We start from the raw sequence: 12,522 nt of genomic DNA on the forward strand, positions 1-12,522 counted from the left end.
AGTAAGTAAATTATTTAAAGATGAATATGATAATAAAAATGGTAAATATCGAACCTTAAACTCTAAATATATTCTTTTTTAAAGCTATTTGGGGTAAATTTAGTATGCTTCTTAAAGTATTTTACAAAATTTGTAGGTTCTTGAAAACCGAGTTTATAAGCTAATTCTGTGCTTTTAATTTCAGAATTAATTAGTAACCTTTTGGCTTCAAGTATAACAAAAGCATCTATAAATTGCTTTGCAGTAACATTTAATATTTCTTTACAAATTTCATTAAGATGCTTATAAGTAATATTTAATTTTTTGGCATAAAAATCGGCATTTCTATTTGTACTAAAATTAGCTTCTAATAATGATTTGAAATTTAAAAAAATTACAACTTTTCTTTCATACCTTAAGTGCAATGTTTCGTTTTGCTTTAAATGCTCTAACTTAGAAAATATAATAGCATGTAATGATGCGTATAGATTATTTTGATTATAATCTTCGTTTACATTAATGTATTCTTCATAAAAAAGTTGAAAATATTTTAATACGTTAGCATCTTCGGGTACTTGAATAACTGGAGAAAATAAATGTGCATTAAAGAGCCGTATAATTTCGTTTTTGGGTAATGAATGTATTTGTTTCTTTAAAAAGTCTTCTGTAAACAATAAAATATATCCTTCTAAATTTTCAGTGAATTGAAAAGCATTTATTTGACCTTTTGATAAATGAATAATAGTATTTTTCTTTACAGGATGCCATACAAAATCTACTAATTGTTTGCTCTCACCTGCTGTATAATAAACAATCATATTAAAAGCAACTTGGTGGGCTTTTTCTGGATGATGGTCTCTAACCAAATCCTTTCGCTTTGCAAGACTTTTTATTGTAAGAATATCTATACCAGAATTATTTGTTTTTTTAGAGTTAAATTCAATATTTGGTATATACTTTTGCATTAGTTATTTCCACCAATTTTTAGCAGTATATGTAGTATCTTTAGGGAAAATTTGCTCACCTATTTTTGGCGTAACAACTGTTATATCTTTAGTCTGCGCAGTTCTTGTAAAACGCTCTATAGGATCTGTCCAGGTATGCATTGCTAATTTAAATGCTCCCCAATGTATTGGCATAATTTTTTTCGCTTTAACATCTATTCCTGCTTGAACGGTTTCCTCAGGAAACATATGAATTTCTGGCCACATTTTGTTGTATTGACCACATTCTATCATTGCAAAATCAAACGGGCCATATTTTTTTCCTATGCTTTTAAAATGATCTGCATAACCACTATCTCCACTAAAGAAAATATTATCTGTACTCGACTGAACAATCCAAGAAGACCAAAGTGTTTTAGCTCTATCTGATAGACCTCTTCCCGAAAAATGCTGTGCTGGTGTACAAACGAATTTTAAACCTTTAAAAGTTGTTTCTTGCCACCAATCTAGTTCAGTAATTTTATTTTTATCGACTTTCCATTTTAATAAGTGAGCACCTACACCAAGTGGCATATAAAAATGCTCTACTTTATCTTTTAACGCTTTTATAGATTCATAATCTAAATGGTCGTAATGATCGTGAGAAATAAGTACAGCATCAATTTTTGGTAACTTCTCTATAGTAATTGGCAATTCGTTATTAAACCGTTTGCTACCTAAAGCAGGATGTGGAGATGGTACTTCTCCTAACATAGGATCTATTAAAATTGTTTTTCCTTCGGTTTGTAATAAAAACGTAGAGTGACCAAACCAAACCAATCGTGTTAAACCTTTATAATTTGCTACATTTAGAGAATCTATTTTTATTAATGGTAAGTCCTGGTTCGGTTTTGTATTGGGCTGGCTTTTAAAAAATCCTAATAACGATTTTCCCATATCCTTTAAACTCATATCAAGCTTAACTTCGTTAGTATTTTTAAATATACCATCTTTATAGTTTTCAGACATTTTATATGTAGCAATAGCATCTTTCGATGCTTTTCCTCCAAATTGTGGGCTAAATTGCATAAATAAAAACACAATTAGTATTATCGCAGCAATACAAATTACAATGCTTAATATCATTCGTTTTATAAATTTTAAAAGTTTACTATTCATTAGATTTTTCTAACTGTTTTCTTATATGGTCTCCATCCCAATGGTTATCGAAATCTACAAGGCCTCGTTTAAAATCTTCATTTAAAAATTTCTCTTGTTGCTCTAATTCTTTTCTTGCTTTAAAGATATAATCGTCTTTTCTATCTGATTCTAAAGCTAAACGTCTTAAACTGTTTTCATCATATTTAATAAAATTTTGAACTTGCCTGTTTAAAGTATATTTTCTAAAACCCATTTTACTTAAAACATCTTTAGCTAAAGTTAAAGACGTTTCTAAAGATTCTCTATAAATATTTTGATGACCTAGATTAAGCAGCTCGTACGCATCATATCTATTTTTTGTACGTATCATTAATTCTACATGAGGATATTTTTCTTTAACAATTTTACTAATTGCTTTAGAAACATTAATTTTATTTGTTGCACAGATTATTATTTTTGCCTCTGCAATACCTGCAGATTCTAATAAATCTAGTCGCGTAGCATCACCGTAATAGACTTCGAATCCCATTTTTCTAAGAAAATCTACGCGGTTAGAATCGTGATCTAAAATAGTTGCTTCTACACCGTGTGAGCGCAAAAAACGGCCTATTGTACTCCCAAAATGTCCAAAACCTACTAATATAATTTTTTGAGATTTGGCAATATGATCCATTGGCCTTTTTATAAACTCCTTAGTTCCTAATTTTGGTAATACGAAACGTTCGTTTATAATACTTAATATTGGTGTTAAAGACATACTTAATGCTGTAATTACAAGCATTATATCCATTTGTTCTTGTGATAAAATATTAAGTCCAAAAGCAAATGACAGTAGTACAAAAGCAAATTCTCCAATTTGCGACAAAGTAAAAGTTAGTAGTAGCTTTTGGTCTAATTTTAATTTAAAAATATGACCTGTTATAAATAAAACTAATGCTTTTAAAATAATAATTGCAATTAAAATTCCTCCAATAGTTAAAGGACTTTTTGCAATAACAATAAAGTTAATAGATGCTCCAACTGCCATAAAAAACAAACCTAGCAGTAGATTTTTAAAAGGTTCTAATGTACTTTCAAGTTCATGTTTAAATTCACTATTAGACAACACAACACCTCCTAAAAACGCACCTAATGCCGGACTTATACCAACAAATTCCATTAAAAATGAAATACCAAAAACAATTAACAGTGCTGCTGCAATAAGTAACTCTCTAACTCCAGTTTTTGCCACTTTTCTTAACATGGGCACTATTAAATAACGACCTGCTATAATAATTAACACTACAGATAGTATTATGGCTAAGGTTTGAAAACCCATAGGCAAACTTTCTAATAAACTGGCTTGTTCAGAATGAATTTTTGAAGAATCACCATTCTCTGTATTAGCTAATAAAGGAATAAAACCAAGCATAAAAATTACAATGATATCTTGAAACAATAAAATGGAAAACGATGATGACCCAAAGGTTGTTTCCATCATTCCTTTTTCCTTTATCGTTTGCAAAGCAATTGCGGTAGATGACAATGCAACAGCCATTGATATTACTAGAGACACCTTCCAATCGAAACCTAATAAAGTAAACAAAATGTAGGATAACAACATAGTAGCACCTACTTGAATACTTCCCATTCCAAGGATAGCTTTACGCATATTCCAGAAGTTTTTTGGCTCAATTTCTAATCCTATTAAAAACAACATAACAACTACGCCAAATTCTGCAAAATGTAAAATATCCTCACCTTCTTCTCCAATAAAACCTAAAATATATGGACCTATTAAAACACCTGCAAGTAAATATCCTATAACAGAACTTAAGCCTAATCGCTTAGCTATAGATACACAAATAATAGCTCCTGCCAAAAAAACTATTGCTTCAAAAAGTATACTTCCTGTCATAGTTTATAAGCTATTTAATTGTGGAATATCGTTTATAAATGATTTGCTTTCGATATCTTTAAGCGATAAATTAGACTGTAAAACATCTATTAATTTGCCGTAGTAGTTTTTATAATCATTTAAAGCTTGATCGCTTAAATTATGTGTTCCCATTACTGCAAAAGGTGGAAAATAATCCATACCACACAAAATGGCAGTTTGTTCAAACGGTCTCAAAAATTGTCTTATTGTGAAACTGTTATAGCCTTCTGAGCAATACACTTCTTTAGAACCTCCTGTTGTTATAACATTTAAACAGGTTTTTTTATACAGAGCTTTACCTTCTGGACCATAAGCCCAATTAAACTCTAAAACCATATCAATCCACTGTTTCATTAGTGGCGGACAGCTATACCAATAAAATGGATGATGCCAAATAATTATATCGTGCTTATTTAATAGCTCTTTTTCTGCATTAACATCAATATGAAAATCTGGATATTGTTCATACAAATCGTGAATAGTCACATTTTCTTTGTCTTGAATATGATTAATTAGAGTTTGATTTACTCTAGATTTTTCGAATTTAGGATGTGCAAAAAGCACTAATATTTTTTTCATATTACTAAAGTAGTTATAAATGAATAAAATATTAACTCATTAAATTACAACTTTTATTATTCAACTTTGACGGTTATTATGCTACTAAATTAAAAGCAATTTTAATACCTGTAATAATCATACCAGTACCAATAATTGCTATAATTAATCCCATAATTTTTCCTATTACAGAAATAACATTATTACCCACAATTTTAACAATAAGATCGCTTAATCTAAACGTAAAATAAGTTAATAAACTCATTAAACCAAAGATAAGAATAACTAGAATTATATGTATAGTTTCTACATTTGCCACAAAATTCATAGCTGTAACAATGGTTCCTGGTCCTGCTAAGATAGGAATTGCTAAAGGCGAAACTGCAATATTCTCATCGATATGAACATGTTTAAGACTTTTTACATTGGAACGTTTAGACTGAAGCATATCGAACCCTATAAAAAATATTAATATACCACCTGTAATTTTAAAAGCTGGAATACTAATATTAAATAATTCGAAAATATATTTTCCTAATAGTACAAAAACTGCAACAATTACAAAGGCAATTATGTTTGAACGTCTATTTATATCATGTTTTGTTTTCTTGTCTGCACCTTCTGTTAACGATAAAAAAACCGTCATGTTTGATATTGGATTGGTTATGGCAAAAAAGGCTGTAAATACAGCAATTGAAAATGCAATTAAGTTATCCATACACTTAAGCTATTAATCATGAGAAATAAAATTTGAATAAATATACAACTCTATAAGTAGATTTGTAAATATATTATTATCTCCATCCTCCACCTAATGCTTCATATAAATCTACAACCGAAACTAATTGTTGCAGTTTACTATCTATAACATTAAGCTCTGCACTTAAAGCACTTTCTCTTGCTGTTAATAAGTCTAAGTAGTTTGCGTAACCGTTTTTAAGTAACTCGTTAGAATTGGCTTCGGCTGTACGTAAAGCTTCTACTTCATTTTTTCTAAACTCGAATTTATTAACTTCAGACTCATAGCTAAAAAGGGCATTAGACACTTCTCCTCCTGCAACTAACAAGGTCTTTTTAAATGTTAATAATGCCTGCTCTTGCTGTGCAATAGCAACTTCTTTTTGAGTTTTTAAAGCTCGTTGATTAAAAATTGGTTGTGTTATACCACCAATTAAAGTAGCAAATAAAGAATTAGCATTTAATAATTTATCCAATTCTAAACTTTCTAATCCACCAGATGCTGTTAATTTTAATGAAGGATATAGACTACTTTTAGCTACATTTGTTAGCTCGAAAGATTGTATTAAATCATACTCGGCAGCCATAACATCTGGCCTATTACTTAACAACGTTGTAGGTACTCCAAGTACAAGTTCTTGTTCTATTTTTTGAATATCTAAACTACTTCTTTCAAAGTGTTGCGGTGTTTTACCTAATAATATACTTAGCGTATTTTCAGTTTTAAAAATAGCTGTTTCAATATCTACTTGTAATGCTCTTGCGCTGTTGTATTGTGCAATATTTTGATCTACCGCAACTTGTGTAACTTGTCCTGCATCTTTTAATGCTTTAATAGTTGTAACTCCACTTTCTCTAGTTTCAATAGTCTGTTTTGTTATTTCTAATTGCGCATCTAAAGCTAATAAATTATAATAGGTATTAGCAATGCTAGAAATTAATTGTGTTTTAATTGCTTGATGTCCAGCTACACTTTGTAAATATGCAGCTTGTGTTGCTCTTTTATTACTTCTTATCTTTCCCCAAACATCAGCTTCCCAAGATAAGTTTGCTGTAATATCGTACGTATCAATTGCTCCATTAAATAGAGATCCAAATTGACTATTTTCTGACAGCTCTTGGTGTGTTGCATTTGCTCCAACACTAACAGATGGTAAATAACCTGCTTTACCTTGTTTTACATAAGCTTGGGCAGCTAAAATTTGCTGCAAAGCAATACGTACATCCATATTATTTTGAAGACCTTCTTCTATATACTGTTGAAGATATTGGTCTGTAAATAAACTTTTCCAAGACACATCTGCAATAGATACGCTATCTGTTGGCAAATTATCGGTTCTGTAAAGTGCTTCGGTTTCAGTATTTAAATCTGGTCTCACATAATCTTGAGCTACAAAACAACTTTGCAGTGTTAATGCTACAACTAGTATTAATGCACCTTTACTTAAATTTCTATGTTTTATTATTGATTTCATTGTTTTAATCTTCAATAGTTTGTACTGCTGGTTTACCTGAAACTTTTTCTTGTAACCATTGGAATAATATAAATAAGATTGGAATAACAAATACTCCTAAAATAGTACCAATCAACATTCCTCCTGCTGCTCCTGTACCAATCGAGTTGTTTCCTTCGGACCCAACACCTTTGGCTAATGCTAATGGCATTAATCCTAAAATAAAAGCAAACGAAGTCATTAAAATTGGACGTAAACGTGATTTGGCTCCATGTATGGCAGCATCTACAATGCTCTCGCCATTTTTTCGTCTGGCCAAAGCAAACTCGACAATAAGTATGGCGTTTTTGGCCAATAGACCAATAAGCATGATTAAGGCAATTTGAAAATATATGTTATTTTCTAGTCCTAAAAACTTAGTCGAAATATAAGCTCCAAAGACACCAAATGGTAATGAGAATATGACAGCAAATGGTAATAAGTAACTTTCATATTGTGCACTTAATAAAAAGTATACAAACAGAATACTAAGTATAAATATAAACGTCGTTTGGTTTCCTGCATTAACCTCTTCACGTGTTAAACCAGAATATGCCACTGTATAATTACTTGGTAATTTTGCAACTTCTTCTTCAATAACTCTAATGGCATCACCTGTACTAAAACCTTCGTTTGTAGCACCAGAAATCATGGTAGAATTAAATAAGTTAAAACGCGTTACCGATTGTGGTCCATACACACGTTCTAAGGTTACAAACTGTGTAATTGGCGTCATTTCACCAGTATTTGTACGCACATACATACTATTTAATGCATCTTTATCTGCTCTGTCTTCTGGTAAAGCTTGAATATATACTCTAAATTGTTTTCCAAATCTAGAGAAATCTGAAGCATAAATTCCACCAATATAGCCTTGTAAAGTTGAAAATATACTACTTACAGACACGCCTTTTTCTTTAGCTAATGGTACATTAACTTCCATTTCATACTGTGGATAGCTAGTACTAAAAGATGATGTTGCATATTTAATTTCTGGATGACTCATTAAAGCCATTGAAAAATCTTTATTAGCTTTATCTAGATCTGTAAACTCACCTCCAAACTTATCTAATAAGTTAATCTCAAAACCTGATGAGTTACCAAATCCTCGAATACTTGGAGGAGAAAAGAATATAATATTAGCATCTGGTATTCCTGCGGCTACACCAAATAATTTTCCTGTGATTGCTTGAGAAGATAATGAAGGATCTTCACGGTCTTCCCAATTATCAAGTTTTATAATACCAAAACCAAAGTTTGTACCTGCTCCACTAATTAAACTTCTACCTTTAATAAAGTTAACAGCCTCTATACCTTCTATACCTTCAATTTGAGCGTATAATTTTCTTGCAACTGCATCTGTTCTATCTAATGATGCTCCTGGAGGTAATTCGATATTAGCAAACACAATTCCTCTATCTTCATCTGGCACAAAACCTGTTGGCGTTGTAGTTGAAGCCCAATAAATTCCGACAACAGCAATAATTAATAATAAAACCGATACAAATTTTCTTTTGTATAAAAACTGAAGTGATTTACCATATTTATTAACTGTAGCATTAAAACCACGGTTAAATAAAGTATAAAAACGCTTTAATGGTCCTTTTCCTTTTAACTCTTCGTCTTCTTTATGTTCTTTTAATAATAAAGCACACAATGCTGGACTTAAGGTTAAGGCATTTACTGCCGAAATTAAAATGGCTATAATTAAGGTTACACCAAATTGCTCGTAAAATACTCCTGTTGGTCCTGTTACAAAAGTTACAGGAATAAATACTGCTGCCATAACTAATGTAATAGAAATAATGGCACCAGAGATTTCACTCATTGCTGTTATAGTTGCTTTTTTAGGGTTATGCTCGCCATCATCCATTTTAGCATGGACGGCTTCTACAACAACAATAGCATCATCTACTACAATACCAATAGCCAGTACTAAGGCAAACAATGTTAATAAGTTAATAGAATACCCAAAAACATTCAAGAAAAAGAAGGTACCAATAATAGATACTGGTACTGCAATTGCAGGAATTAATGTAGAACGAAAATCTTGTAAGAATATAAATACTACTAAAAATACCAGTAAAAAGGCTTCTAATAAAGTGCTAATTACTTTATCTATAGAGGCATTTAAAAATAAACTTGTATCGTATGGTACAAAAATATCTAAACCTTCTGGAAGATCTGCTTTAACTTGTTCTAAAGTAGACTTAATGTTTTCAATAATTTCTTGTGCGTTAGAACCTTTAGTCTGGAAAATTCCCATAAAAACTGCTGGATGACCTTTACTCATAGCGTTAGATGCGTAAGATTGTGCATCTAACTCGATGGTTGCCACATCTTTTAAACGTAAAAACTCTCCATTTCCTAAGGCTTTAATAACAATATCACTGTATTGTGCTTCGTCTTTAAAACGACCACTATATGTTAGTGTATATGAAAATGATTCTCCATTATTTTCTCCTAAAGATCCAGCTGCTGCTTCTAAGTTTTGTTCAGCTAAAGCTGCAGAAATATCTGAAGGTATTAAATTATAAGACGCTAATTTTTCTGGATTTAACCAAATTCGCATCGCGTAATCTTGTTGTGAAAATACACTAACATCTCCAACACCACTAATACGTTGCATTGCTGGAATAACGTTAATTTTTAAATAATTTTGAATGAAGGTTGCATCGTAATTTTCACTTTCAGAATACATGGAGATAAACATTAGCGCACTAGTTTCTTGCTTTTGCGTTACAACTCCTGTTTGTGTTACCTCTGATGGTAGTAATGGTGTGGCTCTAGCCACACGGTTTTGAACGTTTACTGCAGCAATATCTGCATCTGTTTCTTGATCAAAATATACTGTAATTTCGGCTGTACCAGTGTTTGATGCAGTAGAGGTAATATACGTCATACCTTCTACACCATTAATTTGCTCTTCGATTGGTACAATTACACTCTCTAAAACTGTTTCTGCATTCGCACCTGTGTAACTTGCTGTTACTTTAATTGTTGGTGGTGCAATATCTGGATATTCCTCTATTGGTAAAGTAGTTATACTAATAACACCTAGCATAACTATGATAATAGAGATTACTGTTGAAAGTACTGGTCTTTCAATAAATGTTTTTAACATGATATATATGTTTGGTGGTTATTTAATTTCTAAATAAAGTGGCAACTGGTTTAATTGCTTCTTCAAAAGAGGTCTCTTGAGGCGCAATGGCCATACCGCTTTTTAGTTTCCCAATACCGGAAACTACAATTTTATCGCTAGGTTTTAAACCAGACTCGACAACATATAAGTTATCTACTGTACCTTTAATTTTTAAAATTGAAGTTTCAACTTTATTATTTTCTCCTAACTTGTAAATCATAACATTACCTTGCTGCTCAAAAGTTGCAGTTTGTGGTACCACGATAGCGTCTTTATATTCAATTGGGAACTTAATTTTACCACTGTTTCCATTGGTTAAAATTTCGTTAGGATTTTTAAAGGCAGCTCTAATTTGAATAGTACCTGTACTTTGATTAATTTGTCCTGTACTAGTTTGAATACGTCCTTTTTCAGAATATTCTTTACCATTAGCTAAAACTAAAGTTAAGTCTGGTGAGTTTTTTATACGCTCTGCTTTGTTTTGACCTTCTGAGCGCTGTAAATGATCTATATATTGTGCTTCGTTAAAACTAAAAAAAGCATATACTTCGTCTATTTGACTCACTGTTGTTAATGGTGTAACATCACTTGGGCTTATTAATGCACCTTCTCTAAAATTAATAGCACCTACAAAACCATCTATTGGACTTTTAATTGTCGCATAACCAATATTTGCAGTTACACCACTATAATTCGCTTTTGCTTGAGCTAAATTAGCTTTAGCAGTTTCTAATTGTACTGGACTAATAATATTTTTTTCTACTAAAGGAATTAGTTTATCAACCTCAACTTGTGCTACATTTACTTGTGCTTTTGCTGCGCCTGCATCTTGGCTTAAAGATTGCGTTTCTAATTTAAAAAGCACTTGTCCTTTACGCACTTTTTGTCCTTCGTCTACATATACTTTTTCTATATATCCAGAGGTTTTTGCTCTAACATCACTGTTCACTTTACCTTCTATAGTTGTTGGGTATTCTGTAAAACCAGTTACGGTTTTTGTTTCTAGCTGCGCAACAGGAAAAGGTGCAGGAGCAGCTGCTGTTGCTGCAGGTTGGGCTTTTTCGTTATTTCCACAACTTACAATAACTAAGAAAATACTTAGTAGTGATATGCTATTTAATATTCTATTTTTCATTTTTTTTGGTTTTAAATCTCAAATTTTGTGTTTACTAATTTTTCTCTTAACTCATTTATGGAAGCGGAGGCTTCTTCTATAAATTTGATGTAATCGTCATGAAAACTTAAATCGAATTTTTCGTTATCATTTTCAATTTTATTTAAGTTTATTGTGTTTTTATAATTTTTAATTTCTGCATGTAGCTCTCTTACTTCTTGCCACTCTTTAATTAAATTATTTATATGTTGAATTACAGAATCTTTATTAATTATAAAATATTTCTTTCTATCACCAGTTTTAGTAAAGTACTCTATTTTGTTTAAATCTTGTAAATGATTAAGATGTGTAGAAATTGTGCTCTTACTCGCGCACAATACGATAACCATCTCTTCAAAAGTGGTTCCTTTTTTTCCTGTAAGAATTATATATGCTAAAATTCTTGCAGCAACAGGAGCAAGTTGCTCCCTGGTTTCTAAATGCACTCCAAGCTTTTCTACTAAGCGCATTTTTTCATTACATATATTGTCCATCAGTCTTAATTATTTTAGTTGTTTTTCAACAAAAAATTAATAGTCTAATAAAATTTCTATGCAAATATATATTTAAGTTCGGAACAAACCGAACCAATCGAAGTTAAAATGTTGTTAATGTTTTTTGATCAATATTTTATGGTATTAAATACTACTCAACAACGATTTAGTTATCCTCAATAAATCTATAATTTTATCTTCATTATAAGCATCAGGATGTGCATTACTAAAGCTACCTTTATCGTTATCAAAATATTTTCCCGTAGCGTCTTTATAAGCATCAGAAGTTGCTAAATCAAATAATATATTAACGCCTTTTTCTGCTGGAGACCAATGCTGACCATAGGCTTCTTTAGCCATTTTAGTGTTTAGTAATGAACCTGGATTTACAGCTATAGTTGTAATATTTGAATGTTGTTTTGCAAAGTAAAAACTCCACATAGTTAGTGCCAGTTTGCTTTGTGCGTAAGCTTCGTTGGCACTGATAGATACATCGCCTGTTAAAATGCCTTTTTTAACTGAAGATTGTGCTGCAGAACTTAAATTTACTATTCTTGGTGCTGACCCTTTTTCTAGAACCGAAATAATATTTTCTGTTAAAATATAAGGTGCCAAATAATTTACAGCCATTCTTATATCTAAACCTTCTTTTGTTTTAACAGAAGGTGTTTTTAAAACTCCTGCATTGTTAATTAAAACATCTAGACTTGGTACTTCATTTTTAATTTGTTCTGCCATTTGTTTTACAGCATTTAAATCTGAAAAATCTGCCACAAATCCTTTTACATTATCATTTTTTGAAGCGGTTTTTATTGCGCTAATTGTATCGTTTACTTTAGCTTCACTTCTACCGTGAATATAAACTGCGTTTCCGTTTTCTGCTAATTTTAAAGCGGTTAGTTTTCCTATACCGTCTGTACTTCCTGTTATTAATATATGTTTCATTGTATTTTTTATGTT

General features: G+C 31.1%; 10 protein-coding genes. All 10 read right to left on the reverse strand.

The window, feature by feature from the left end:
- Positions 1-62: 62 nt before the first annotated feature.
- Entirely contained in the window at positions 63-944 is an 882-nt protein-coding gene (locus BWR22_RS12090) for a helix-turn-helix domain-containing protein (RefSeq protein WP_076733922.1), read from the reverse strand.
- Between the two features lie 3 nt (positions 945-947).
- Positions 948-2,048 carry an MBL fold metallo-hydrolase gene (locus BWR22_RS12095; protein WP_076734428.1) on the reverse strand — a complete coding sequence of 367 codons (1,101 nt, stop codon included), beginning with the start codon at positions 2,046-2,048 and terminating at the stop codon, positions 948-950.
- A 25-nt stretch (positions 2,049-2,073) separates the two neighbouring features.
- Entirely contained in the window at positions 2,074-3,960 is a 1,887-nt protein-coding gene (locus tag BWR22_RS12100) for a monovalent cation:proton antiporter-2 (CPA2) family protein (RefSeq protein WP_076733923.1), read from the reverse strand.
- Between the two features lie 3 nt (positions 3,961-3,963).
- Positions 3,964-4,560: a glutathione-regulated potassium-efflux system oxidoreductase KefF gene (gene kefF / locus BWR22_RS12105; protein ID WP_076733924.1), complete on the reverse strand. Its 597-nt coding sequence runs from the start codon at positions 4,558-4,560 to the stop codon at positions 3,964-3,966.
- A gap of 76 nt (positions 4,561-4,636) precedes the next feature.
- Positions 4,637-5,257 (reverse strand): MarC family protein, encoded by a 621-nt coding sequence (locus BWR22_RS12110; RefSeq protein ID WP_076733925.1) that lies wholly within the window; start codon positions 5,255-5,257, stop codon positions 4,637-4,639.
- Between the two features lie 76 nt (positions 5,258-5,333).
- Positions 5,334-6,752 (reverse strand): efflux transporter outer membrane subunit, encoded by a 1,419-nt coding sequence (locus BWR22_RS12115; protein WP_076734429.1) that lies wholly within the window; start codon positions 6,750-6,752, stop codon positions 5,334-5,336.
- 4 nt (positions 6,753-6,756) lie between these two features.
- Entirely contained in the window at positions 6,757-9,894 is a 3,138-nt protein-coding gene (locus tag BWR22_RS12120; protein ID WP_076733926.1) for an efflux RND transporter permease subunit, read from the reverse strand.
- A gap of 22 nt (positions 9,895-9,916) precedes the next feature.
- Positions 9,917-11,050 (reverse strand): efflux RND transporter periplasmic adaptor subunit, encoded by a 1,134-nt coding sequence (locus BWR22_RS12125; protein ID WP_076733927.1) that lies wholly within the window; start codon positions 11,048-11,050, stop codon positions 9,917-9,919.
- A gap of 11 nt (positions 11,051-11,061) precedes the next feature.
- Positions 11,062-11,562 carry a GbsR/MarR family transcriptional regulator gene (locus tag BWR22_RS12130; RefSeq protein ID WP_394333221.1) on the reverse strand — a complete coding sequence of 167 codons (501 nt, stop codon included), beginning with the start codon at positions 11,560-11,562 and terminating at the stop codon, positions 11,062-11,064.
- Positions 11,563-11,706: 144 nt separating this feature from the next.
- Complete coding sequence (locus tag BWR22_RS12135; RefSeq protein ID WP_076733929.1) at positions 11,707-12,507, reverse strand: SDR family NAD(P)-dependent oxidoreductase; 801 nt, start codon at positions 12,505-12,507, stop codon at positions 11,707-11,709.
- Positions 12,508-12,522: the final 15 nt, after the last annotated feature.

The sequence above is a fragment of the Lacinutrix venerupis genome (assembly GCF_001971745.1).
In the GTDB taxonomy this organism is placed as follows: domain Bacteria; phylum Bacteroidota; class Bacteroidia; order Flavobacteriales; family Flavobacteriaceae; genus Lacinutrix; species Lacinutrix venerupis.